At 70.8% G+C, this 23,704-nt stretch carries 21 protein-coding genes; 14 read left to right on the top strand and 7 right to left on the bottom strand.

Features of this window, described 5'->3' with window-relative positions; genetic code table 11:
- Positions 1–43 precede the first annotated feature (43 nt).
- From ftsY to AB0M01_RS32680, 3 genes are read left to right on the top strand one after another with little or no spacing between them, the layout of a single operon-like run.
- Positions 44–1,192, top strand: a complete 1,149-nt coding sequence (ftsY, locus tag AB0M01_RS32690) for a signal recognition particle-docking protein FtsY (protein WP_363676484.1) — start codon at positions 44–46, stop codon at positions 1,190–1,192.
- A 47-nt stretch (positions 1,193–1,239) separates the two neighbouring features.
- Positions 1,240–2,544 (top strand): NAD(P)/FAD-dependent oxidoreductase, encoded by a 1,305-nt coding sequence (locus tag AB0M01_RS32685; protein WP_363676340.1) that lies wholly within the window; start codon positions 1,240–1,242, stop codon positions 2,542–2,544.
- 18 nt (positions 2,545–2,562) lie between these two features.
- Positions 2,563–3,765 (top strand): sigma-70 family RNA polymerase sigma factor, encoded by a 1,203-nt coding sequence (locus AB0M01_RS32680; RefSeq protein WP_363676339.1) that lies wholly within the window; start codon positions 2,563–2,565, stop codon positions 3,763–3,765.
- On the opposite strand, the gene AB0M01_RS32675 is transcribed toward AB0M01_RS32680, so the two are convergent.
- A complete protein-coding gene (locus AB0M01_RS32675) occupies positions 3,737–4,708 on the bottom strand; it encodes an asparaginase (RefSeq protein WP_363676338.1) in 972 nt (323 codons plus the stop codon). The two genes, AB0M01_RS32680 and AB0M01_RS32675, sit on opposite strands and share 29 nt — an antisense overlap.
- A gap of 39 nt (positions 4,709–4,747) precedes the next feature.
- A complete protein-coding gene (locus AB0M01_RS32670) occupies positions 4,748–5,326 on the bottom strand; it encodes a helix-turn-helix transcriptional regulator (RefSeq protein ID WP_363676337.1) in 579 nt (192 codons plus the stop codon).
- 79 nt (positions 5,327–5,405) lie between these two features.
- Here AB0M01_RS32670 and AB0M01_RS32665 point away from each other — a divergent pair, with 79 nt between their 5' ends.
- The 3 genes from AB0M01_RS32665 to AB0M01_RS32655 are packed head-to-tail and all read left to right on the top strand — an operon-like array spanning position 5,406 to position 8,064.
- Positions 5,406–6,347, top strand: coding sequence for an NAD(P)/FAD-dependent oxidoreductase (locus tag AB0M01_RS32665; RefSeq protein ID WP_363676336.1), 942 nt, complete (start codon positions 5,406–5,408; stop codon positions 6,345–6,347).
- 26 nt (positions 6,348–6,373) lie between these two features.
- Positions 6,374–6,826, top strand: a complete 453-nt coding sequence (locus AB0M01_RS32660; RefSeq protein WP_363676335.1) for a sigma factor-like helix-turn-helix DNA-binding protein — start codon at positions 6,374–6,376, stop codon at positions 6,824–6,826.
- Positions 6,823–8,064, top strand: coding sequence for a hypothetical protein (locus AB0M01_RS32655; protein ID WP_363676334.1), 1,242 nt, complete (start codon positions 6,823–6,825; stop codon positions 8,062–8,064). The genes AB0M01_RS32660 and AB0M01_RS32655 overlap by 4 nt, the downstream gene beginning before the upstream one ends.
- Here the strand turns inward: AB0M01_RS32655 and AB0M01_RS32650 are convergent, their stop codons facing one another.
- A complete protein-coding gene (locus AB0M01_RS32650; RefSeq protein ID WP_363676333.1) occupies positions 8,065–8,661 on the bottom strand; it encodes a TetR/AcrR family transcriptional regulator in 597 nt (198 codons plus the stop codon).
- Positions 8,662–8,912: 251 nt separating this feature from the next.
- Between AB0M01_RS32650 and AB0M01_RS32645 the strand changes: the two genes are divergently transcribed.
- From AB0M01_RS32645 to AB0M01_RS32625, 5 genes are all read left to right on the top strand, one after another.
- On the top strand, positions 8,913–10,274 hold the full coding sequence (locus AB0M01_RS32645) for an ammonium transporter (RefSeq protein WP_363676332.1): 1,362 nt from the start codon (positions 8,913–8,915) through the stop codon (positions 10,272–10,274).
- Complete coding sequence (locus tag AB0M01_RS32640; RefSeq protein ID WP_363676331.1) at positions 10,271–10,609, top strand: P-II family nitrogen regulator; 339 nt, start codon at positions 10,271–10,273, stop codon at positions 10,607–10,609. The genes AB0M01_RS32645 and AB0M01_RS32640 overlap by 4 nt, the downstream gene beginning before the upstream one ends.
- Complete coding sequence (locus AB0M01_RS32635) at positions 10,610–12,871, top strand: [protein-PII] uridylyltransferase (protein WP_363676330.1); 2,262 nt, start codon at positions 10,610–10,612, stop codon at positions 12,869–12,871.
- Between the two features lie 10 nt (positions 12,872–12,881).
- Positions 12,882–14,018 carry a DUF2332 domain-containing protein gene (locus AB0M01_RS32630; RefSeq protein WP_363676329.1) on the top strand — a complete coding sequence of 379 codons (1,137 nt, stop codon included), beginning with the start codon at positions 12,882–12,884 and terminating at the stop codon, positions 14,016–14,018.
- 88 nt (positions 14,019–14,106) lie between these two features.
- Complete coding sequence (locus tag AB0M01_RS32625; RefSeq protein ID WP_363676328.1) at positions 14,107–14,613, top strand: hypothetical protein; 507 nt, start codon at positions 14,107–14,109, stop codon at positions 14,611–14,613.
- Positions 14,614–14,831: 218 nt separating this feature from the next.
- Here AB0M01_RS32625 and AB0M01_RS32620 read toward each other — a convergent pair whose 3' ends face one another.
- The 4 genes from AB0M01_RS32620 to AB0M01_RS32605 form a co-directional block, all read right to left on the bottom strand.
- Positions 14,832–15,557, bottom strand: coding sequence for an arginase family protein (locus tag AB0M01_RS32620; RefSeq protein WP_363676327.1), 726 nt, complete (start codon positions 15,555–15,557; stop codon positions 14,832–14,834).
- 213 nt (positions 15,558–15,770) lie between these two features.
- Positions 15,771–17,093, bottom strand: a complete 1,323-nt coding sequence (locus AB0M01_RS32615; protein WP_363676326.1) for a hypothetical protein — start codon at positions 17,091–17,093, stop codon at positions 15,771–15,773.
- Between the two features lie 3 nt (positions 17,094–17,096).
- A complete protein-coding gene (locus AB0M01_RS32610) occupies positions 17,097–17,531 on the bottom strand; it encodes a hypothetical protein (protein ID WP_363676325.1) in 435 nt (144 codons plus the stop codon).
- Between the two features lie 106 nt (positions 17,532–17,637).
- On the bottom strand, positions 17,638–18,237 hold the full coding sequence (locus AB0M01_RS32605) for a hypothetical protein (RefSeq protein WP_363676324.1): 600 nt from the start codon (positions 18,235–18,237) through the stop codon (positions 17,638–17,640).
- 152 nt (positions 18,238–18,389) lie between these two features.
- Here AB0M01_RS32605 and ffh point away from each other — a divergent pair, with 152 nt between their 5' ends.
- The 3 genes from ffh to AB0M01_RS32590 all read left to right on the top strand — a co-directional run bounded on the left by ffh (position 18,390) and on the right by AB0M01_RS32590 (position 23,546).
- Positions 18,390–19,961 carry a signal recognition particle protein gene (gene ffh / locus AB0M01_RS32600; protein ID WP_363676323.1) on the top strand — a complete coding sequence of 524 codons (1,572 nt, stop codon included), beginning with the start codon at positions 18,390–18,392 and terminating at the stop codon, positions 19,959–19,961.
- A 242-nt stretch (positions 19,962–20,203) separates the two neighbouring features.
- Complete coding sequence (locus AB0M01_RS32595) at positions 20,204–21,574, top strand: lytic murein transglycosylase (protein ID WP_363676322.1); 1,371 nt, start codon at positions 20,204–20,206, stop codon at positions 21,572–21,574.
- A 937-nt stretch (positions 21,575–22,511) separates the two neighbouring features.
- Positions 22,512–23,546, top strand: coding sequence for a lytic transglycosylase domain-containing protein (locus AB0M01_RS32590; protein ID WP_363676321.1), 1,035 nt, complete (start codon positions 22,512–22,514; stop codon positions 23,544–23,546).
- The last annotated feature ends 158 nt before the right edge of the window (positions 23,547–23,704 follow it).

Raw genomic sequence — 23,704 nt, 5'->3', positions numbered from 1 at the left:
TCTGCCAAGATGGGGAACCGTGTTGACTCCTCAGCTTGTGCCGATGCTCGCCGACGCCGCCCTGATCGCGATCGTCGCGGTGGTCGTGGTCCTGGTCGCGGCCGGAACCGCCGGGCTGGTCGTCGCCCGGCGCCGGACCCGTGAGCTGCCGCCGGCCGCTCCGACCGCGCCGATCGAGACCGCGGAGCCGACCGTCGGCGAGGACGCCGAGGAGCCGCGCGACACCCCCACCCGCACGCTCGAGGACACCGAGCTGCCGACGCTGGAGAAGCCGGAGTCCGCGCAGGGCCGCCTGGTCCGGCTGCGCTCCCGGCTGGCCCGGTCGCAGGGCTCGCTCGGCAAGGGTCTGCTCGCGCTGTTGTCCCGCGACAAGCTCGACGACGAGACGTGGGAGGACATCGAGACCACGCTGATCACGGCCGACGTCGGCGTCACCCCGACGCAGGAGCTGGTCGAGCGGCTGCGCACCCGGGTCCGGGTCGAGGGCGTCGGCGGTGAGCAGGCCCGCGCGATCCTCCGCGAGGAGCTGATCACGCTGGTCGACCCGTCGCTGGACCGGTCGCTGAAGGTCGACCGGGACGACGACCAGCCCGCGGTGATGCTGATGGTCGGCGTCAACGGGACCGGCAAGACCACCACCGTCGGCCGGCTGGCCCGGGTCCTGATCGCCGAGGACAAGAAGGTGCTGCTGGGTGCGGCGGACACGTTCCGCGCCGCCGCGGCCGACCAGCTGCAGACCTGGGGCGAGCGGGTCGGCGCCCGGACCGTGCGCGGCCCGGAGGGCGGCGACCCGGCCAGCATCGCGTTCGACGCGGTCAAGCAGGGCATCGAGGAGCAGGCCGACGTCGTCCTGATCGACACCGCCGGGCGGCTGCACACCAAGACCGGTCTGATGGACGAGCTCGGCAAGGTCCGCCGGGTGATCGAGAAGACCGCCGAGGTGGACGAGGTGCTGCTGGTCATCGACGCCACCACCGGGCAGAACGGGCTGACCCAGGCCCGGGTGTTCGCCGAGGTGATCAACGTGACCGGCCTGGTGCTGACCAAGCTGGACGGGACCGCCAAGGGCGGCATCGTGATCGCGGTGCAGCGCGAGCTCGGCGTACCGGTGAAGCTGGTCGGGCTCGGCGAGGGCGCCGACGACCTGGCGCCGTTCGACCCCGAGCAGTTCGTGGACGCGTTGCTCGACTGAGCGCTCTTCGAGGGTTTGCGGTCGGTACCGATCTGGTATCAAGAAACATGAGCCGACCGAGGATCGTCATCGTGGGCGCCGGGTTCGCCGGGTTCCACGCGGCCAAGACGTTGTGCCGGGTCAGCAGGGGCCGGGCCGACATCGTGCTGGTCAACCCGACCGACTACTTCCTGTACGTGCCGCTGCTGCCGGAGGTGGCCACCGGCATCCTGGAGCCGCGCCGGCTGACGGTGTCGCTGGCCGAGGCGCTGCCCGACGTCCAGCTGGTGCTGGGTGAGGTGGACGGGCTCGACCTGGACAGCCGGACGGTGTCGTACGAGGACCCGGTCGGCAACCCCGGCTCGGTGCAGTACGACCGGCTGGTGATCGCTGCCGGCAGCGTGAACAAGCTGCTGCCGATCCCCGGTGTCGCCGAGCACGCGCACGGCTTCCGTGGCATCCCGGAGGCAGTGTTCCTGCGCGACCACCTGATCCAGCAGATCGAGCTGGCCGACGCCACCGACGACCAGGACGAGCGGGACGCGCTCTGCACGTTCATCGTGGTCGGAGCCGGCTACACCGGGACAGAGGTCGCCGCGCACGGCGTGCTGTTCACCGAGCTGCTCAAGAAGCACCGGCCCCGGCTGCGCGACCAGCGGATGCGCTGGATGCTGCTGGACATCGCCGACCGGGTGCTGCCCGAGCTGGACAAGCGCCTGTCCCGGACGGCCGACAAGGTGCTGCGCAAGCGTGGTGTCGAGGTCCGGATGGGTCTGTCGGTCGAGGAGGTCAAGCACGACTGCGTCCGGCTGACCGACCAGACCGAGATCTCCACCATGTCGCTGGTCTGGTGCGTGGGCGTCCGGCCGGACCCGGTGGTCGAGGGGCTGGGCCTGAAGACCGAGAAGGGCCGCCTCGTCGTCGACGAGTACCTGAACGTGCCGGGGCACCCGGACGTGTTCGCCTGCGGTGACGCGGCCGCCGTACCGGACCTGACCCGGCCCGGTGAGGTGACGCCGATGACGGCCCAGCACGCCGAGCGCCAGGGCCGGCGGGCCGCGCACAACGTCGCCGCCTCGTTCGGGACCGGTGAGCGCAAGCCGTACGTGCACAAGGACCTGGGCTTCGTGGTGGACCTTGGCGGGATCGACGCGGCGGCCAACCCGCTGCAGATCCCGCTCGGTGGGCTCCCGGCCAAGGCGGTGACCCGCGGCTACCACCTGCTCTCGATGCCGGGCAACAGGATCCGTACGGCGACCGAGTGGCTGTTCGACGCGACGCTGTCCCGCCAGAGCACGCACCTCGGGCTGATCCCGGCCGTGGACGTACCGCTGGAGACGGCGAGCCCGGAGCGGGTGCGGCGGCACCCGTAGGCGGTAGGTTCCTGCAGCATGGAGCTGGAGTCCCTGCTGCGTGAGCTGACGCCCCGGGTGGTCGGAGCCGTGGTCCGGCGGACCGGGGACTTCGCCGCGGCCGAGGACGCGGTGCAGGAGGCGCTGCTCGCCGCCGCGCGCACCTGGCCGCGTGACGGCGTACCGGACAACCCGCGGGCGTGGCTGATCCAGACCGCGCACCGCAAGGTGATCGACGAGATCCGGCAGGAGCAGGCGCGGCGCAAGCGCGAGGAGCTGGCCGCGCAGCGCGACGTACCGGCTGAGGAGGTGGAGGACAGCGACGACACGCTGCGGCTGCTGTTCATGTGCTGCCACCCGGACCTCACCGCGGCGTCGGCGATCGCGCTGACGCTGCGTGCTGTCGGTGGGCTCACCAATACCGAGATCGCTCAGGCCTACCTGGTGCCCGAGTCGACGATGGCGCAGCGGATCAGCCGGGCCAAGCAGAAGCTCAAGGGCGCGTCGTTCGAGCTGGCACAGGACGACGAGCGGCTGCGCAACGTGCTGCACGTGCTCTACCTGATCTTCAACGAGGGCTACACGTCCAGCAGCGGCCCGGAGCTGCACCGCCGCGACCTGGCGGCGGAGGCGATCCGGCTGACGCGCATGGTGCACGCGCTGCTGCCGGAGAACGGCCAGGTGACCGGTCTGCTTGCGCTGATGCTGCTGACCGACGCCCGGCGGGACGCGCGGACCGGGCCGGCCGGCGAGCTGATCCCGCTGGCCGAGCAGGACCGCTCGCTGTGGGACCGCGAGCTGATCGCCGAAGGGGTCGCGCTGGCGGTCGATGCGTTCGGCCGGCCGCCGCTGGGGGAGTACCAGCTGCAGGCGGCGATCGCTGCGCTGCACGACGAGGTGGACAAGCCGGAGGACACCGACTGGCCACAGGTGCTCGGCCTGTACGACCTGCTGGAGCAGCTGTCCGGCAACCCGATGGTGACGCTCAACCGGGCGATCGCAGTGGCCATGGTCGACGGGGCGGACGCCGGTCTGGCCGTGCTGGAGCCGCTGGACGAGCCGCTGGCCGGGCACTACCGGCTGGACGCCGTACGGGGGCATCTGCAGGAGATGCGGGGAGACAGCGAGGCCGCAGCGGAGCATTTCCGCGCAGCGGCCCGGCGTACGACGAGCTTGCCGGAACGGGACTACCTGACGCTCAAGGCCGCAGCGGTCAGTGGTGCTGCGCGAAAGCCGCAGTGATCTCGTCCGGGCCCTCACCTGTTGCCAGCAGCAACTTCAGCAGCACCCGCGCCTTGTAGGGGTCGAGAAAGCCGCCGTCGATGAGCCCTCTGTTGAGGAGGTCGGACTCGGAGCCCACGGCCTTGTAGGTGCTGCGGAGCACCGAGCCGCCACCGGTCCGCGACGTCAGTACGACGGGCATCCGCTCGGCCAACGCACCGAGCACCGGAGCGAGCGCTGACGGCACGTGGCCGACGCCGTAGCCCGCAACGACCAGACCCTGGTGCGTATCGGCCAGCCCTTCCAGCAGCAGCCCGTCGTCGTCCAGCGTGACGGTGTAGAGCGCTACCCGGGCAGCGTCCAGCTCAGCAGCCTCCGGCCGTCCCGGTACGCCGTCCTGCCGCGCGGGCTTGGCCAGGATGCGCACCTGGTCCTCCACCAGGTGGCCGATCGGACCGGCGTTGGGCGACGCGAACGTCGCCGTACTGGTGCTGTGCGTCTTGCGGACCCAACGGGCGGCGTGGATCTGGTCGTTGAACACCACCAGAGCGCCCAGGTCTCGAGCAGCGGGGGAGCAGGCGACGCGTGCGGCAGCCAGCAGGTTCGCCGGGCCGTCCGGACCGGCCAGCGTCGGGTTGCGCATCGCGCCGGTCAGCACGAACGGATGCGGGTGCGGCCACACCTGGTCGACCACGAACGCGGTCTCCTCCAGCGTGTCCGTGCCCTGGGTGACGACCACACCGGAAGCACCGGCGCTGACAGCCTTGGACGCCGCGTCCACAACGTCCAGCATCGTCGCAAGCGTCAGGTTGCCACTGGGCACCGCCTCGACGTCCTGCACCTCCAGGGGTGCACTCAGCTCGGCCAGCCCCGGCACTGCCGCCGTCAGCTCGGCGCCGGTCAACCGGTTCGAGCCGCCGGCCACGGAGATGGTGCCGCCGAGGGTGAAGAGCGCGACGCTCACAGGTGGTTCCTCTCGTCCTACTGCCGGGCCGACGGAAGCCTACTGTGACTTGGCGCGTACGTGCAGTCGCTCTCCCTGCGGACCGAACAGGCACAGCATCTCCACCGGCCGCTGACCGGGATTGCCGAACCAGTGCGGGATCCTGGTGTCGAACTCGGCCACCTCGCCCTCCTTGAGGATGAAGTCCTTGTCGTCGAGCACCAGCCGCAGCTGACCGGACAGCACGTACACCCAGTCGTAGCCCTCATGGGTCTGCTGCTTCACCTCGCCACCGGGCCAGCCGGCCGGTGCGATCTGCTTGAAGGCCTGCAGGCCACCCGGCCGCCGGCTGAGCGGGATCACGATCGCGCCGTGGTGCCGCTTGATCGGCCGGGCGTGGATCCGCGGGTCGCCGGTCGGCGGGGCGTCGACCAGCTCGTCCAGCTGGACCTGGTGCGCCCGGGCCAGCGGCAGCAGCAGCTCCAGCGTTGGGCGCCGCTGGCCGGACTCCAGCCGGGACAGCGTGCTGATCGAGATACCGGTCGAGGTCGCGAGGTCGGTCAGTGTGGTCCCGCGCTCCTGGCGCAGCCGGCGCAACCGCGGACCGACCGCCTCGAGCACGTCGTCGAAGTCGTTCACCTTGCCATCTTGGCAAAGTTCTTTGTCATTTTCGAGAACTCTGCGGATTCTGGGGACAGACCTAGTGAAGGAGACGCAGATGTACGACGTGATCGTGATCGGCGGCGGGGTGGCCGGGCTGAGCGGGGCGCTGCCCCTGGTCCGGTCCCGCCGGTCGGTCCTGGTGATCGACCAGGGCGAGCCGCGCAACGCCCCCGCCGACGGGGTGCACAACTTCCTGACGCGCGACGGGATCCCGCCGCTGGAGCTGACCGCGCTCGGCCGCCATGAGGTGACCGGGTACGGCGGTGAGGTGGTCGACGGCACGGTCGTGTCCGCCCGTTCCGCGGCCGGTGGTTTCGTGGTCGAGACGGCCGATGGCCGGACGTACGAGTCGCGGCGCCTGCTGGTCACCACCGGGCTGACCGACCAGCTGCCCGACGTACCGGGGTTGGCGGAGCGGTTCGGGCGGGATGTGCTGCACTGCCCGTTCTGCCACGGCTGGGAGGTGCGGGACCAGGCGATCGGCGTACTGGCGACCGGGCCGGCGGCGATCCACCAGACGATGATGTTCCGCCAGCTGAGCGACGACGTGACGCTGTTCCTGCACACCGGACCGCACCCGACCGAGCAGGAGTGGGAGGAGCTCGCTGCGCGCGGGATCTCTGTGGTGCAAGGCGTTGTGGAGCAGGTGGAGGTCAGCGACGACCAGCTGACCGGCGTACGGCTGGAGGGCGGCCGGGTGATCCCGCGGCAGGCACTGGCTGTCCAGAGCTACCTGCGGGCGCGTGCTGACTTCCTGGACGAGCTGGGTCTCAAGGCGGTCGAGCGGGAGGTCAGAGGGATCTCCATCGGGACCGCTGTCGAGGCCGGGCCGAGTGGGACGACCAGCGTCCCTGGCGTGTGGGTAGCGGGCAACGTGACCGACCCGATGAGCCAGGTGGTCACCTCGGCGGCCGCTGGATTCTCCGCCGGGGCCGCGATCAACGGCGACCTGGTCGGAGAAGACACCCGGTTGGCTGTGGCCGCGCGCAGTAGTTGAGGAGTTGAATAGAGGCGGGAGGGTGGATGCGCGACTCGATCGACCCCGATTTCGCCTCGTACGTCGATGCGCGGCAGGGCAGGTGGCTGCGAACCGCCGCCCTCGTCTACGGCGACCAGGCGCGGGCTGAAGCCCTGCTCCTGCACGCCTTCAGCCGGCTCGCGATGGTGTGGGGACGGCCGGACGACCCGGACGTGTTCGTCCAGCGCCTGCTCTACCAGCCGGCCCTGTCGCGCCTGCACCCGCCGCGGCCGGCGCTGCCCAGCGACGACACCACCCTGTCAGCACTGGCTGAGCTGACTCCGGTGCAGCGGACCGTCTTCGTGCTGCTGTACTACGAGGAGCTGACCGAGTTCGAGATCGCCGACCTGCTCAGCCTGTCGCACACCGCTGTCCACGGGCACGGCCAGACCGCCCTCAGCCGCTTCCGCACCGGCCTCGGGCTGGGCGACTGGCGGAACCCGGTGGAGCGGAGATGAGGCGCGAGGACGTCAGACCCCTGCTGGAGCGGGCGGTCGGTGAGCTGCCGGAACCGGACCTGGCCGACAGCGCCTGGACGGGCGGCCTGGCGATCCGCCGGAAGCGGCGGCGGAGCCAGGTGCTCGTCGCGGCGCTCGTCGTACTGGTGCTGCTGGTCGGTGGCGTGCTGGTGGCGGTCAAGCGGCCGTCGTTCGGGCTGCACCCGCCGGACGTCGTACCGACGCATCCGCCGGGGTACGTGCCACCGGCCGGTCAGATTGCGGGCATGGACTTCTGGATCGCGCCGCAGGGCGGCAGCGAGCCGTACCTGAACCGGATGATCACCCCGATGGGTGGCGAGCTCGACTACCCGGACAACCCGCCTCCGCTCACCGAGCGGCCGATCGACCAGGTGGCTGCCGTCGTGCTCGCCCGCAACGGCGACAGGTTCCGGCCGCTGCTGCTGGCGAGCACATCCCGCTGGTCCGAGGTGGACCTCGACCTGGCTCCGATTGCCACCGGCGCACCTCTCAGTGCCGGATCTGTAGCTCTCAGTGGGCGTCTGGTGGCCTTCCCCCAACCAGGTGCTGTCGTAGTCGTCGAGACGACCACTGCGGCGGTACGGCGGATCCCGCTGCCCGACCAGGACATCCGCAGCGTCTCCTGGTTCGGGGACCGCGAGCTGATGCTGGTGAGCAGCGGGCGGCGCACCTACCGGGTGGCGCCTGGTGCTGCCGAGGAGGTCCGGGACTTCCAGGCCAGCGTCGACCCGGACGCCGCCACAGCGCCGTACCGGCTGGACGGGATCACCTCCCAGGTGGTGCTGATGCGCTCCAACCTGCGTGGCTGGACGGCGCAGAGCCCGCTGCAGCTGCCGGTGCAGAGGTGGACGGGTCAGACGTTCTCCGACGGCAACCTGGCCGCCCGGACGTTCGTGTCGGACGTCCTGCCGCAGGTGCAGACGGTTGCCTCGCGCCCGCAAGTGGTTGCCGCCGTCTCCGCGGTGGACAGCAGGCCGTCGCGACTGCTCGTGCTGGGAGAGACGCCGGCGGCCACTCCCGCACCGACCGGCGGGCCGGTGCCGGACGCGGTCCGGGAGCGCGGCTGCTGCGCCGTACTGGGGTGGTACGACAACGACACCCTGCTGTTCAAGGTGACCGGCTGGATGCTGGCCTGGAGCCTGGAGACCGGCCAGGTCCGCCGGGTGGCCGAGCTGAAGGTACCGGCCGTTGCGGTCGGCCCCGGACTGCGCGGCTGACTACTCGACGATGCAGCGCATCGTCATCTGCACCAGGTGATCGGCCTCCTCGATCCGTGGCATCGGCTCCCCGGTCATCGCGCGGATGATCAGCACCCCGGCCAGCCACTGCACCATCAGCACCGCGTCGGCGCTGTCCCGGACGCTCTCACCGCGCGCCCGGGCCCGCTTCAGCGCCGCCTCGGTCTGGTCGACCCGGCGCTGCAGGAAGTTGCGGTAGAAGACCGCGAACTGCTCGTCGCGGTTCATCTCGGTGACCGCGAGCCGGACCAGCGCGACACCCTCGGCCCGGTTCACGAACGCCAGCGCGTCGCGGTAGACCTGGCGCAGGTCACCCGCGATCGAACCGGTGTCGGCGTCCGGGATCTCGACGTCGAACATGTCGGCCAGCGCGTCGTTGGCCAGCTGTTCCTTGCTCGCCCACCGCCGGTAGATCGTGGCCTTCCCGACGCCCGCGGCCTCCGCGACGTCGTCCACGGTCATGCCGTCGAAGCCGCGCTCCAGCAGCAGCTGCACGGCGTACCGCCGGATCCTCGGTTCGGCGTCCGGGTCCCGTGGCCGGCCCCGGCGTGGTTTCTCCCCGCTGTTCGTTCCCATCGGTCGTGTCCCCAGCTCGGACGGTCGCAGTGGCGCGGCTGCGGCCCGTGTGGTCAGGCCAGAGTGCCACACCTGACGCGATGTCACCTGGATGTCACCTGACCGACCGCTTTGTCACACGCCCGAAACATCCGGACCGATCGGCTGAAACCGCGCCCCGACACCGTGTCCGGTGTGGCGCCGCGTGGGCTTCCCGGCGTTGTGGAGAACTCCTCGATGAGGACGCGGGCCACCACAGATCGATGGAAGGGATGACGTTGATGGAGATCAACGCCGGCGATACCGCCTGGGTCTTGGTCAGTGCCGCCCTGGTGTTCCTGATGACACCGGGCCTGGCTTTCTTCTACGGCGGCATGGTGCGCGTCAAGAGCGTGCTGAACATGATGATGATGAGCGCCATCACCATCGGTGTCGTCACGCTGCTGTGGGTGGTGGTCGGCTACTCACTCACCTTCGGCGGTGACCACGGTGGGGTGATCGGCGACTTCTCGGTGGCCGGGCTGAAGGGCCTGATGGCCCCGGACGCGGTCAGCGGGACCATCCCGACGCTGGCCTACGTCGGCTTCCAGCTGATGTTCGCGATCATCACCCCGGCGCTGATCTCCGGCGCGATCGCCGACCGGGCCTCGTTCCGGGGCTGGATCGTGTTCGTGGCGCTGTGGACCTCGCTGGTCTACTTCCCGGTCGCGCACTCGGTCTGGTTCCTCGACGGCGAGGGCGGCGGCGGCTTCATCGGCACCGGGATCAAGGCGATCGACTTCGCCGGCGGTACGGCGGTGCACGTGAACGCCGGCGCGGCCGCGCTGGCTCTGGCGATCGTGCTCGGCAAGCGGGTCGGCTGGCGCAAGGACCCGATGCGGCCGCACAGCCTGCCGCTCGTCGTACTGGGTGCGGGTCTGCTGTGGTTCGGCTGGTTCGGCTTCAACGCCGGCTCCGCCCTGACCGCCGGTACGACGGCCGCCGTCACCTTCGTGAACACCCAGGTCGCCACCGCCGCCGCCGTGATCGGCTGGCTGGTCGTGGAGCGGATCCGGCACGGCAAGGCCACCACGCTCGGTATGGCCTCGGGTGCGGTCGCCGGCCTGGTCGCGATCACCCCGTCCTGCGGTGCGGTCACCCCGGTCGGCGCGCTGATCCTCGGCGTCGTTGCCGGTGGCATCTGCGCCTTCGCGGTCTCGCTCAAGTACAAGCTCGGCTTCGACGACTCCCTCGACGTGGTCGGCGTGCACCTGGTCGGCGGTCTGGTCGGCTCGCTGGCGATCGGCTTCCTCGGCTCGGCCGCGGCGCCGTCCGCGGTGGACGGCCTGTTCTACGGCGGCGGTGCCGGGCAGCTCGGCCGGCAGGCGCTGGCCAACCTGATCGTCGGCGTCTACTCGTTCGTGGTCGCCTTCGGCCTGGCCAAGCTGATCGACAAGACGATCGGCTTCCGGATCACCGAGGACGACGAGGTCACCGGTGTCGACCAGGTCGAGCACGCCGAGACGGCGTACGACTTCCTGGCCGCGGGTTCCGGCCTGCGCGGCCCGGCGACGGTGGTCCGGACGCCGGCGCCGGTCGTGGAAGATGACGCACCGAAGAAGGACGCAGCCGAGAAGGAAGGTGCGAACGCATGAAGCTGATCACCGCGGTGGTCAAGCCGCACAAGCTGGAGGACGTCCGGACCGCGCTGGAGACCTTCGGCGTGACCGGGATGACGGTCACCGAGGCCAGCGGCTACGGCCGGCAGAAGGGCCACACCGAGGTCTACCGCGGCGCCGAGTACGAGGTGGACCTGGTCCCGAAGGTCCGGCTCGAGGTCGTCGTCGAGGACGGTGACGCCGGCGACGTGCTGGACGTGATCGTGAAGGCCGCGCAGACCGGCAAGATCGGCGACGGCAAGGTCTGGGTGACGCCGGTCGAGACGATCGTCCGGGTCCGCACCGGCGAGGTCGACGGAGACGCACTGTAGATGGTGGATCGCGCAGCTCAGCGGCGCGCGCGGGCCGAGGAGGCCGACGCGCTGCTGTACCTGCTCCTCGCGAAGGCCTGCGACGCTCTCGGTGTTCCTGCCGAGGGCGTCGCGCTGGTCGCTGTCGGCGGCTACGGCCGCGAGGAGCTGTCGCCGTGCAGCGATCTCGACGTGATGCTCGTGCACGTCGAGGGGTACCCACGGGTGGACGAGCTCGCCGCGCAGATCTGGTACCCGCTGTGGGACTCGCGGACCAGGCTGGACCACAGCGTGCGGACCCTGGACCAGGCGCGGCAGGCGGCTGCTGACGACATCCGGGTGGCGCTGGGACTGCTGGACGCGCGGCACGTCGCGGGGGACTCGCACCTGACGCTGCGACTGCGGGCGGTGCTGATGGCCGACTGGCGGCGTACGGCTGCTGCGCGATTGCCGGCGCTGGCGCAGGCCTGCCGGGACCGGGCGTCGTCGGTGGGCGAGCTGGCGCACCTGGCCGAGCCGGACCTCAAGGAGGCGTACGGCGGGCTGCGGGACGCTGTGGTGCTGCGGGCGTTGGTGGCGTCGTGGCTGGTCGACGTACCGCACCCGGTGGTGGAGCGGTGCCGGCTGGACCTGCTGGATGTGCGGGACGAGCTGCACGCTGCTGCCGGTCGGGCAACCGACCGGTTGGTTGCCGACGTCGGTCGCGAAGTCGCTGCCGGGCTTGGGCTTTCGGGGCGGGACGAGCTGTTGCGGCATGTCTATTCGACCGGCCGGACGCTCGCGCACGTGTGCGACGTGTCCTGGCGGCGGATCGAGAGCCTGGTGGCCAGACCGCCTCGCTCGCGGCGTCGGCGTACGGGCGGGCCGTTGCTGCTCGCGCTGGACGAGGGGGTCGGCCAGCACGAGGGGGAGGTCGTGCTGATGCCTGACGCTCGGCCGGAGCGGGACGCTGCGCTCGGTCTGCGCGCTGCTGCGGTTGCTGCCGAGCGGGAGCTGGTGCTGTCGCCTGCTGTCTCGGCACGGCTGGCTGCTACTGCTGCTGAGCTACCGGAGCCATGGCCGGGTGAGGCGCGGCGGCTGTTCTGTGCGCTGCTGGGCGCTGGGCCGGGGCTGCTCGAGGTGTGGGAGACGATGGACCAGACCGGGTACATCTCCCGGCTGCTACCGGAGTGGGACAGCGTGCGTTTCCGGCCGCCGCAGTCGGCCATCCACCGCTACACGGTCGACCGGCACCTCCTGGAGACCTGTGTCGAGGCGTCCACGATGGTGCGCGACGTACGGCGTCCGGACCTGCTGTTGGTCGCCGCGCTGATCCACGACCTGGGCAAGGCGGTCGAGGGGGACCACAGCGTGACCGGTGCTGCTATCGCTGAGGTGATCGCCCGCCGGCTGGGCTTCAGCTCGGCCGACGTTTCAACGATCACGCTGCTGGTGCGGCAGCATCTGATGCTCGCGCAGGTGGCGACGCGGCGGGACCTGGACGACCCGATGACTGTGGACCTGGTGGTGGGGATTGTCGGGGACACGGAGACGCTGGATCTGCTGGAAGCGCTGACGTACGCCGATGCGCGTGCTGCTGGTCCAGCTGCCTCGTCGCCGTGGCGGATGCGGCTGGTGGGGGAGCTGGCTCGGCGGGTGCGTGGCGAGCTGTCCGGGGGAGGGGCGTCGCTGTGGAGCGAGGCGCCGCCGCTGCCGTTGCCGGAGCTGCATCAGGTCGTTGGCGTTGGGCGGCTGGGCGTTGCAGTGTCTTCGGTGTCTGATGGAGAGCTGCGGGTCAACGTGGCTGTGCCTGACCAGGTGGGGACGCTGTCGACGGTTGCCGCCGTACTGGCTGTTGAGCGGCTCGCTGTGCGGTCTGCGGTGATCACCTCCGTCGAGGGCCTCGGTATCTCGTCGTGGACTGTCGCGGGGTCTGCTCCTGATCCCGTGCGGCTCCGGGACCGCCTGGCGGTGGCTCTGCGCGACAGCAGCGACCTGGTACGCCGCCTAACCGCCCGGGACTCTGTCGCCCGTCGCGGCCCTGCTGCGCGAGTCGACCTGTTGCCAGGCGCGTCGGAGACCGCGACAGTGCTGCAGGTACGGGCGCACGACCGCCCCGGCCTGCTCTACGACGTCACCGCAGCCATCGCCGCCACCGGCGCCGACATCCGCTCCGCGCACGTCGGAACGCTCGGCGCCGAGTGCGTCGACGTGTTCTACCTGACGGACTCCCACGGCTCCCCGCTGGAGGAAGAGGACGCGCGGGTGACAGCCAAGACAGTGCTGGATCGCCTGACCTCTTAGTGTCTGCGGTGTGGATGTCGTAGAAGCCTTTCAACTGCAGGCGACCGCGTGCGAAGAGCTCGGCTCGCCCCTGTACGCCGACCTGCTCCGCCGGCTCGTGGACGACTACGAGCTCGGCGGAGTCAGCACCCGGGTGCTCGCCGGGCACGAGCAGGACCCTGGTCCGTCAGCGCTCGCGCTGCGGTTGCTGGGCTCGGTGCATCGACTGGTGCTCGCCGGCGAGGCGCCGGAGCTCGCTGTCTTCTACCCGAGCACCGGCGGCGAGTGGGACCCGGTCCTGGGCTGGGAGGCGTTCGAACAGGTCCTCCTGTCGCGCGGCGCCGAGCTGCAGAGCCTGCTGACCCAGCCACCACAGACCAACGAGGTCGGCCGCTCGACTGCCCTGTACGGCGGCCTCCTCCGGCTGCACGAGGCTGTCCCGCTCCCCGTCCGCCTGTTCGAGATCGGCGCCAGCGGCGGCCTCAACCTGCGCCCGGACCACTTCCGGTACGAGGTGTCCGGCCCAGACACCTCTCAAGTCAGCACCACCGACCCGGCCCCCGCCTCCCGCCCAGGTCCCGCCCCCGAAACCTCCCAAGTCAGCACCACCGACACCCCCACGATCTTCGGCGCACCCGACAGCCCCGTCGTCTTCACCGACGCCTGGTCCGGCCGCCCGATCGTCCCCGCCCCCGACCTCCGGATCGCCGAACGCGTCGGCAGCGACATCAACCCGGTCAACCCGCTCACCGAGGACGGCGCGCTCACGCTCACGTCGTACGTCTGGCCGGACATGACCGAGCGCCTCGCCCGCCTGCGCGGCGCCCTCGAGGTCGCCCGCGTGGTCCCCGCCGACGTGCACCGCGAGGACGCCCTCTCCTTCCTGCGCAACCTCGAGCTCTCCGAGGGGCACGTCACCGTCGTCTGGCACTCCGTCATGTGGCAGTACCTGACCCGCGACGACCAGATCGTCGCCGACGCCGCGATCGCGGCGCTGGGGGAGCGGGCCACCGAGTCGGCGCCGCTCGCGCGGCTCTGCCTGGAGCCGATGCGGCGGACGCCGGAGGCGGCGTACGAGTTCCTGATCGTGCTGCAGGTCTGGCCGACCGGCGTACGGCGTGTTCTCGGTCACGCGGCGCCGCACGGGCTGCCCGCGGTCTGGGAATGAGGCTGGCTTTCCCGGCCGGTCGGGCCTTAGTCTGAGCGCGTTAGTTAGGTAAACCTAACCTAACTTCAGACGAGAGGATTTCGCCCCGATGATCCGTCGTACCGTCCTGACCCTGGCGGCCGCCACCGCGCTGGCCGCCGGTCTGGTCACCCCCGCCCACGCCGCACCCGGTAGCGCGAGCAACCTCGGCAAGACCCTGACCGCGTCGAACGCGACCGTCCTGGCCGCGGCCGGCGAGACGATCACCGTCACCGGCAGCGGGTACAGCCCGAGCCAGGGGTACTACGTCGCGCTCTGCGCGGTCCCGTCCGACTACAGCTACGGCACCAAGCCCAGCCCGTGCGCGGGCGGCGACGGTCAGGGCGGTACGACGGTCGGCCCGTCCGCCTGGGTCACCAACAGCCCGCTCGGCGGCAGCGCGTCGTACCCGATCGCCGCGAACGGCACCTTCACCGCCCAGATCCGGATCGCCGAAACCAACTCCGGCCTGGACTGCAGCGACCCCGACATCACCTGCGCGATCGTCTCCCGCCGCGACCACTTCGCCGCCAACGACCGCTCCGGCGACGTCTACATCCCGGTCTCCTTCAGCTGACCGCCTCGGGCGTCCATCGGAGCGCTGATCTCCTTCGATGCGGCGAGCGCTGAAGATCCCAGACGCCGGTCCGGCTGACCTGTTCTCGGTCGGTCAGCCGACCGGTCCTCGATCGGCGGCAGCTGTCAGGTGGCTGCAGCCCCCGGTCGAGCAGTAGCGAGTTCTCGGCTCGCCACTGTCGGCCCCACCCGCGCATGGCGGCCCGGGTGGGGCCTTCCTCACGTCAGCGCGGCGACGAGCGCGTCCGTCAGCTCCACCGCGTACTTCCCGTCCGGATCCAGATCCGGGTCGAAGATCCCGATGTCGATCCCCACGCACCCGTCGGCCTGCAGCAACGGCTTGAGCAGCGCCACCAGTTCGTCGTACCCGATCCCACCCGGATCCGGACTGTCCACCGCCGGCATCACCGACGCGTCGAGGATGTCCACATCCAGATGCACCCAGAATCCGTCGAGCCCCCGCATCCGCTCCAGCACCTCACCCGCGGTCCCCGCCCCGATGGAAGCCGCCGGCCAAACCCCGATCCCCGCCGCCAGCATCTCCTCCCGGTCCGAGTCGTCCTCCCGAATCCCCACCGACGCGGCGTCGCTGTCCCGTACATACGGCGACAACCCCTCGAGATCTGTGAGATCCGCCTGCCCCCGCCCGGTCACCAACGCCAGCGCCTCCCCGCCGGCCGCCCCCACGTGCCCCGAGTTCTCCACAGTCCTGAAGTCCGAGTGCCCATCCAGATAAACCACCCCGAACCGCCCCCGCCGCCGCAACGCCACCGCAGGCCCCAGCAGGTTGCTGCACTCCCCACCCAGCAGCACCACGAAGTTCCCGTCGTCCACCAGCCGCCCCACCCGCTCAGCCACCCGCAAGCTGTACGCCGCAATCCCGGCCGCGTTGAACACCCCGTCCCCAGGCGCCCAGTCCCCCCGGTCGTACCGAGGCGGCGTCACACACCCACCGTCGACCGCCCCGATCCGCCCCAGAAACCCCAGATCCCGAACCGCCCCCGCCAACTTGTAACACCCCGGCACCACCCCCACCGCCGGCGGCCGCAACCCCAGGTTCGAAGGCCCATCCACCACAACCCGCTGCTTCATCACATCCCACCCCTAACCGCTAGCCCGACATTTAGCGGTTAATCCTCACGGCCCCTCATCCCCCTGTCAACGCTCCACGCCCGACCGCCCTTCACCTCCGCGCTGACGCCCCTCCGCCCTCACCCCGCGAGCTCCCTGCCCCAACACAGGCGCCTTCCGTACTGCGCCGGCCGCCCCCGCGACTCCATCCAGGAACCGCATCTCCACCCCACCCGACGCCGCCTTCCCAGGCACCATCGCGTCGCTCTCCGCAGCCCCGCCGACCTCGCCCCGGCCCACACCCTCACCTGCCGCTGAGCCACTGACCTCGGCCGCCCGAGCACCTGCGGGCGCAACCCCTAGGCCCCCACTCGTGGCTCCAACTGCCGACTGCCCACCTGCGGGCGCGACCGCAGGACGCCCCTCCACCGGCTCGACCACCGGGCGTCCGCTCGCGGCTCCCGCCGTCGGTACCCAACCGCCCCGCACCGGCCCGTCCACCCGATCCCGCGCCACAGGCGGCGGCAGCGCCGCCAGTTTGTTGCCCTCAGCAATCAGCGGCTCGGTGTGGACTGCTGCCAGGTTGGACGGACTCGATGGGTACGGCCGGTCCGGAGCGCCTCTGTAGTAGTGCCGAATCGCGTCCACCGCGGCGTCCAGGTGCTGCCGGATCTCGCCGGCGACCATCAGGCCGGACTCAGCCGGCCGGTGCCGCAGCGCCGGCCACAGCCGGTGCGTCATCGCCGGGATGAGCGCCGCGCGAGCCGCCCGCTGGTCGATCGCGTTGGCGGGTACGTCGTGGGTCAGCCGATTCTTGACGACGCTGTCGGCGAGCTGGTCGAAATGCAAGGCACCGGGACCGCGGATCGCCTCGGCGAGCAAAGCGGCACGATCCTTCGCCGGCCCGGAGACCTGCCGCACAAGGTCGTCCATCGCCGAGTACCAGCCCGGGTACTGCGGGGTGACGAGGTAGGCGTCCGGATATCCGGCGGCGACCGCGAACGTCTCGAACTGCTCGACCGCGCGGTACTCGGCGAACGCCTCGATCAACCCGAGGGACTCCGCGGTGCGGACGGCGTTCGGATCGTCCGGTGCATCGATCTCCATGCCGGCGTGCGTCGCCTCGTGGAGAACCGTCGCCAGCGCTTGCCCCTGCGCGGGGCCGGCCGCTCCGGAACCCGGTCCGGTCAGGTACGGCAGCACCAGCTCGGCCGACAACGTGATGTCGCCCGATTTCGGATCGAACGCACCCCACCTCGGCAGCTCGCCGGGTGGCGTGTGCGTGGCGCGCAGTACGCCGCTCCACCGGTCGACCGCCGTCGGGGCGATCCGCTGCGCGACGCCGTACAGCCGAACGAACTCCCGGTGGACGGCGGAGTCGCGAGGAACGACCGGATCACCGCCGCCCATCGCTCACCCGTCCTGTCCGGGTGACCCCTCGATCGGCCACGGCGGATCGAGCAGGTCGTTCTCCCAGTGCTCGAGCGGCCGGGTCATCGCCCGGATGTCAGCGGCTTCCGCCTCGTCCGCCTGCTCGGCGAGCGCGAAGATCCGCCGTCGAGCCTCACGGGCGGCCGCGATCTTCGCGTCCGGGTCCCCCTCCGCCGTGAACGCCTCCGCGTGGATCGAGGCCGCCTCCTCGAAGAGCGCGCTCCGCGGCGGTGCCGCGGCAGGCGGTTTGCCGAGGCGTTCGATCAGGATCGCCGTCCACTGCTTGTCCTCGTCGGAAGAGTCGTCCGGAACCAGCGCTCGCAGCTGCGCCTGCTCGGCCGCGACGTCGCCCGCCTGCTCCAGCCGCTCCCGCGCCCGCGCGAACGCCATCGTGAACACCTGAGCATCAAGCGGCATCAGCCCGAACCTCCTTCACTATGCATCTCCTGGCTCCCGCAAAGTATCCGAACCGGCGCCCGGGTCGCCGACCTCTGTCCACAACCCTCGCGTCCCGAACAGAGAATCACTCCGGAGGCGGTTTCGGAGGCTCGACCGAGCGTGTCTCGGAGTGCGCCGAAGTCAACGTCGGGACGTCGGCCGGTGCGGGTGTTCCTTCGGTTGGGACTGGGAGGCGGTACGGATCGGCTGTCGCCCACAGGCGCCGGGTCAGGCTCTCCTCCAGGGTGGGTTGGTACATGCTCACGTTCTCGTGGGCCCAGGGGACCTCGTCATCGCGGAGGTCGCGTTCGGTGCAGTCGAAGCCGCGGGTCATCCAGCGGATCTCGTTGGCTTCCTCGCCGGCGGTTTCGGCCAGCTCCCAGACCCGCTTGCGGGCGGACTCGATGCCGGCCAGCTTCTGGTCGATCCCGATCGCACCGGGGAGCGCCTTGCTGATCGCCTGCTCGGCCAGCATTCGCGCTCGGCTCCGGGGCTTCAGGTAGGACGCCAGCGACTGCGGCATCTCCTGCACGAGCGCGGCCGCCTCGCGCCGCTCGTCCTCGGTCTCGAGCTCTGGCAGCACCTCGTACAGATCCTCCTGCGCCTGCACGAGAAGCTCCGCCAGCTGCTCACCCAGCAGAATCTGCCGGGCAAGGAGTTGGTTCCTGAAGGTGAGGGAGTCCATCGCTGTCCGTCTCTGATCGCGGCCGGGTGTGTGGTTTCACCGTAGTGATTCCGGCCGACCGGGCGCGGGAGTTATCCACAGGTTCGGGCGCCCCGGACCGGCCGGTAGACTCGTCGAGTTGTCTGGGTTGGACTGAAGAAACGGACTTTGCTGTGTTCGACACGCTTTCCGATCGGCTTTCTGGTGCGTTCAAGAACTTGCGGGGCAAGGGCAAGCTGACCGACGCCGACATCGACGCGACCGCCCGGGAGATCCGGATCGCGTTGCTGGAGGCCGATGTCGCGTTGCCGGTGGTGAAGGAGTTCATCGCTGCCGTCAAGGAGCGGGCCAGTGGGGCCGAGGTGCGCGGTGGGCTGAACCCGGCGCAGCAGGTGATCAAGATCGTCAACGAGGAACTGGTCAAGATCCTCGGTGGCGAGACCCGTGAGCTGCGGATGGCCAAGCGGCCGCCGACGGTGATCATGCTGGCCGGTCTGCAGGGTGCCGGTAAGACCACGCTGGCGGGCAAGCTGGCCAAGTGGCTCAAGGAGGTCAAGCACCAGACGCCGATGCTGGTCGCGGCCGACCTGCAGCGCCCGAACGCGGTGACCCAGCTCCAGGTGGTCGGCGACCGCGCCGGCGTACCGGTGTTCGCGCCGGAGCCGGGCAACGGCGTCGGTGACCCGGTCCAGGTGGCCAAGCAGGCGATGGACGAGGCCCGGACCAAGCAGCACAGCGTCGTGATCGTCGACACCGCCGGCCGGCTGGGTGTCGACGAGGAGCTGATGAAGCAGGCCGCGGACATCCGCGACGCGGTGACGCCGGACGAGATCCTGTTCGTCGTCGACGCGATGATCGGTCAGGACGCGGTGACCACCGCGCAGGCCTTCCTGGACGGCGTCGGCTTCGACGGCGTCGTACTGTCCAAGCTGGACGGCGACGCCCGCGGTGGTGCGGCGCTGTCGATCGCGCAGGTCACCGGCCGCCAGGTGATGTTCGCCTCGAACGGCGAGAAGCTCGAGGACTTCGACGTCTTCCACCCCGACCGGATGGCCTCGCGCATCCTCGGCATGGGCGACGTGATGAGCCTGATCGAGCAGGCCGAGCGGACCTTCGACGCCGACCAGGCGGCCAAGACCGCGGCCAAGCTGCAGAAGAAGGGTGGCAAGGAGTTCACCCTGGACGACTTCCTCGCCCAGATGCAGTCGGTGCGCAAGATGGGCCCGCTGACCAAGATCTTCGGGATGCTGCCGGGCGCGGCCCAGTTCAAGGACCAGCTGGAGAACTTCGACGAGCGCGAGATCGACCGGATCGAGGCGGTCATCCACTCGATGACCCCGGCCGAGCGCAACGACCCGCACATCATCAACGGCTCCCGCCGGGCCCGGATCGCGAAGGGTTCCGGGACCGAGGTGGCCACCGTCAGCGGCCTGGTCGAGCGGTTCTTCGAGGCCCGCAAGATGATGTCGGCGATGGCCAGCGGCAAGGGCATGCCGGGGATGCCCGGGATGCCGGGCATGCCGGGGATGGGCGGCGGCAAGAAGGGCAAGCAGCAGGCCAAGAAGGGCAAGCCGAAGCGCGGCTCGGGGAACCCGGCCAAGCGCGCCAAGGGCCCGGGCCAGCCGGCCGAGCCGGCCGCTCCGGGTGAGCTGCCGGCCGCGTTCGGTGGCCAGCTCGGGAACAGCAACTTCGAGCTCCCGGACGCGTTCAAGAACCTGCTCGACGGCGACGACAAGAACAAGTAGCCAATTCTTCGGCGGAGGGTGCGGCCGCCGGTGCTGGTGACGTACGGTGATCCTGCGGGGTTTCGCCTCGCGGGGGAGCCGGCGGTACGACGGGCGCCAGTACGTCGTACGAGGGCCGGCAGCGGTTGTTCGGGCAGTGGGGACTCACCGTGACCGGTTGTGCCTGACGGGTCACCGGTTAAGATCGTCCCTGCTCCCGGAGCACGGGGGTACTGCAGAACACGTCGAGGAAACGGGTTCGGATGAGGCGGCAGTTCAAGGATCTCGACACGTGGCGGGGCAAGTTGACCGCGACGTGGATCTGTCTTGCCCCGCCGGCCGCGATGGTCGCCGTGTTCGTCGCCGGCGGACCGTCGAACACCTTCGTGGTCGACGCGCACGCGCTCAGCCAGCCGCGCCAGGACTCGGTCTTCGACGACCTGGTCGAGGACGTGCCGAACCAGCCCGGTGTCGACGGCAGCATCCCGTCGGAGAAGAAGTCGACGATCGAGGTCCCGGTGACCGGGACGACGAACAACAACCAGCAGCCGGTGATCGGCCCGAGCGGAGCGGTTTCGGGGATCCCGGGGACGGTGCTGGCGGCGTACCAGAAGGCGGCGAACGACCTCGCGGCGCTGAAGCCGGGCTGCCACATCACCTGGCCGCTGCTGGCCGGCATCGGCAAGGTCGAGTCGGCGCACGCCTCCGGCGGCCGGGTCGATGCCGCTGGGAACACGCGTGGGCAGATCCTCGGGCCGGTGCTCGACGGCGGGCCGGGGATGGCCGCGATCGCGGACACCGACGGCGGCCAGTACGACGGCAACGCGCAGTGGGACCGGGCGGTCGGGCCGATGCAGTTCATCCCGGGGACCTGGAAGGGCTTCGGGGCCGACGGCAACGGCGACGGCGTGAAGAACCCGCACAACGTGTTCGACGCGTCGCGGGCCGCGGCCGACTACCTGTGCGCGGCGAACGCCGACCTGAGCAGCCCGCAGGGCCTGGTCGAGGCGGTGCTGCGCTACAACCACTCGATGGACTACGTGTCCACGGTGCTGCGCTGGATGAAGTCGTACAGCAACTCGACGATCACCACGCCGGACGACGACAACGTGATCACCCCGCCGTCCGGTGACGACGGCAACGTCCAGCAGGACGACGACCCGCGCCAGGTCCCGGGCGACGACGACAGTACGCCGAAGCCGAGCGCGACGACGAGCACGACGCAGCCGACCACCCGGCCGACGCAGCCGACCAAGTCGCCGACGCTGACGCCGACCACGGCGCCGACGTCGCTGCCGACCAAGCCGCCGACCTCGCTGCCGCCGTGGACGAACACGCCGAAGCCGCCGACCAAGCCGACGCCGCCGACGCTGACCCCGACCACGCCGACGCCGACGAACACCCAGGACACCGAGACCCCGACGCCGACCCCGACGCCGACTCCCACCCCGACGCCGACGCCGAGCGACACCCCGACGACGACGCCGACCGGCGAGCCGACCTGTACGCCGGAGGAGACGCCGACCGCGACGCCCACCCCGACGCCGACGGCCACCCCGGACCCGAACTGCGCGGCGACCGAGGCCCCGGACAACAACGCGACACCGGACGAGGCCCCGAAACCCGCCAACTGAGTTCGATCGGGCGCTCGGGCTGCGCGGGGCATCGGTAGTGCCGGCCCTGAAGCGGGTCCAGCAGCACCCGAGCCTGCTTCGCGCCTGATCCGCACGATCGGGGGCCGCTCTACGCTCGGCCCGCATGACCGGTGCCCGCTTCGCGCTCGGCCCTCGCGACCGGGTCCGCCGATTGAGGCAGTTCGATCGCAGGTGGACTGCTTCCCCGCCGACGCCCACCACTGTCCAACCATCCGCACCCTCATCCAGCCACGCTCAGCGAGCCTGCGCGGAGGCCTCATCAGACGGGTTGATCAGTGGTGCACGTCGACACCCGCCGGGCTTCACCCCAGCCGCACTCCGCGGTACTGCTCACCAGTTCGTCGCACGCCCGGCGCACACGACCGGGGCCTACTCCAAGGCTCCTCGGCAGCACCGCAGTAACCGGTGAAGCCCGCGGTGGGACGTGGGCAAGTGGGCTGCTGGTGACGCGGTCGAGTGTCGGCAGGCCCGGCTGCCCCCAGGGTGGCTAGGCATGGAGTCGGCCCGAGCATGGCCGATCATGGAACCGGCCGGGATGGTGCGGCCCCGGGGTGGAACGAGACCGATTGGCGCCCCCGCCGGACGGACCTGTACGGTACTCGGACGACGATCGAGCCCCTGAACCCGTCCGCCGAGCCTCCGCCGGCTGACGGGCCGACGGCTACGTTAACTTTCCGTCAGATCTCGATAACTTTCTGGCGCATCGATCGTTGAGGGGTCTATGCGCCTAACCCGTAGTGGAAACCGTCGGGTCAAAGTAATCATCGCTTCACTGTGCACGGCCCCCCTCCTGGTGGGGGCCATCGTGACAGTCGCCTCGGGCGGAGCCGGTGCCTCCGGCCAGCTCGCGGCGGACAGCCCGGTCGCCCCATCGCCTGGAGCCGGACTGAACAGCGGTGAATTCGACGAACTGACGATGATCGTTCCGCAGCGTCCCGGAGTGGACGGCCGGATCGGATCGGACAAGCCCGCCCGTGCCGACGTCCCCGTCCAAGGGGCCACCGACGGCCGCTCGGTCGTCCGTCCCGGCCGGCCGAACGCCGTGAACGGCATCCCCCGCGGGGTCTTCCCCGCCTACCGCCGCGCCACCGCGAATCTCGCCGTGGTCCGGCCGAACTGCGGCCTCACCTGGCCCCTGCTGGCCGGGATCGGCAAGGTCGAGTCCAACCACGCCAGCGGCGGCCGCGTCGACGTCGCCGGCACCACCCGCGGCAAGCTGCTCGGCCCGGTGCTCAACGGCCGGGCAGGCCTGGGCAAGATCCCCGACACCGACCGCGGCCGGTACGACGCCGACCGGGTCTGGGACCGTGCGGTCGGCCCGATGCAGATCGTCCCGGGCGTCTGGAGCGAGTTCGGCGCCGACGGCAACGGTGACAGCTTCCGCAACCCGAACAACGTGTACGACGCGGTGACCACGGTCGCCGTCTACCTGTGCTCCGAGGGCGACGACCTGAAGCGCCCGCGCGACCTGGTCGCGGCCCTGCTGCGGTACCAGCACTCCAAGGACTTCGTGGCGACCGTGCTGCGCTGGATGCGGGTGTACAGCAAGAGCGCCGTACTGATCCCGAACGCGAAGGGCAACCTGTCGGCCGCGAAGCCGCTGGGCAACGCCGAGCGCAAGGTCGACCCGCGCGACGTGCCCGACGTACCGGACGACACCAAGGCGACCGTGAAGCCGACCGAGCCGATGCAGACGTCGATCCCGTCGCCGGTCGAACCGACGCCGCCGACGACCGACCGCCCGACCCGGCCGACGAAGCCGCCGACGGGCAAGCCGACGCCGACACCGACCGAGGACACGCCGACGCCCACCCCGACGCCGACCCCCACGCCGACCCCGACCCCGACGCCGTCCGACACTCCGTCGCCGTCGGAGACCCCGAGCGGTTCGCCGTGCGCGACCGAGGGGAACCCGACGCCCTGCACCCAGGGCAGCGGCTCGCACGGGTAGGTCCCACTTGAGGTGAACAAGTCCGCGCGGCGCCGGACGGGGCGCGCGGGGGTGGTGGGTTGGTGGGGGGCTCGCGCGTGTTGTGGCGGGGCGCGGGGGGCGGGGGGGCCCCGCCGCGGCCGGCCGCGCGACGGGGCTGGGGCGGGGCGGCCGGGGAC

Origin of the sequence: Kribbella sp. NPDC051770, assembly GCF_040681455.1 — a bacterium.
Lineage (GTDB): Bacteria > Actinomycetota > Actinomycetes > Propionibacteriales > Kribbellaceae > Kribbella.
The sequence above is the reverse complement of the archived record's forward strand: the minus strand, read 5'-3'. Positions and strand labels throughout refer to the sequence as shown.

Bases quoted from the DNA above. Each gene is read 5' to 3' on its own strand.
- AB0M01_RS32655 (WP_363676334.1), top strand. From the start codon at position 6,823: ATGAGGCGCGAGGACGTCAGACCCCTGCTGGAGCGGGCGGTCGGTGAG.
- AB0M01_RS32610 (WP_363676325.1), bottom strand. From the start codon at position 17,531: ATGCCGCTTGATGCTCAGGTGTTCACGATGGCGTTCGCGCGGGCGCGG.
- ftsY (WP_363676484.1), top strand. From the start codon at position 44: ATGCTCGCCGACGCCGCCCTGATCGCGATCGTCGCGGTGGTCGTGGTC.
- AB0M01_RS32635 (WP_363676330.1), top strand. From the start codon at position 10,610: ATGGTGGATCGCGCAGCTCAGCGGCGCGCGCGGGCCGAGGAGGCCGAC.
- AB0M01_RS32685 (WP_363676340.1), top strand. From the start codon at position 1,240: ATGAGCCGACCGAGGATCGTCATCGTGGGCGCCGGGTTCGCCGGGTTC.
- AB0M01_RS32645 (WP_363676332.1), top strand. From the start codon at position 8,913: ATGACGTTGATGGAGATCAACGCCGGCGATACCGCCTGGGTCTTGGTC.
- AB0M01_RS32605 (WP_363676324.1), bottom strand. From the start codon at position 18,237: ATGGACTCCCTCACCTTCAGGAACCAACTCCTTGCCCGGCAGATTCTG.
- AB0M01_RS32680 (WP_363676339.1), top strand. From the start codon at position 2,563: ATGGAGCTGGAGTCCCTGCTGCGTGAGCTGACGCCCCGGGTGGTCGGA.
- AB0M01_RS32665 (WP_363676336.1), top strand. From the start codon at position 5,406: ATGTACGACGTGATCGTGATCGGCGGCGGGGTGGCCGGGCTGAGCGGG.
- AB0M01_RS32640 (WP_363676331.1), top strand. From the start codon at position 10,271: ATGAAGCTGATCACCGCGGTGGTCAAGCCGCACAAGCTGGAGGACGTC.
- AB0M01_RS32615 (WP_363676326.1), bottom strand. From the start codon at position 17,093: ATGGGCGGCGGTGATCCGGTCGTTCCTCGCGACTCCGCCGTCCACCGG.
- AB0M01_RS32625 (WP_363676328.1), top strand. From the start codon at position 14,107: ATGATCCGTCGTACCGTCCTGACCCTGGCGGCCGCCACCGCGCTGGCC.
- AB0M01_RS32660 (WP_363676335.1), top strand. From the start codon at position 6,374: ATGCGCGACTCGATCGACCCCGATTTCGCCTCGTACGTCGATGCGCGG.
- AB0M01_RS32595 (WP_363676322.1), top strand. From the start codon at position 20,204: ATGAGGCGGCAGTTCAAGGATCTCGACACGTGGCGGGGCAAGTTGACC.
- AB0M01_RS32650 (WP_363676333.1), bottom strand. From the start codon at position 8,661: ATGGGAACGAACAGCGGGGAGAAACCACGCCGGGGCCGGCCACGGGAC.
- AB0M01_RS32590 (WP_363676321.1), top strand. From the start codon at position 22,512: ATGATCGTTCCGCAGCGTCCCGGAGTGGACGGCCGGATCGGATCGGAC.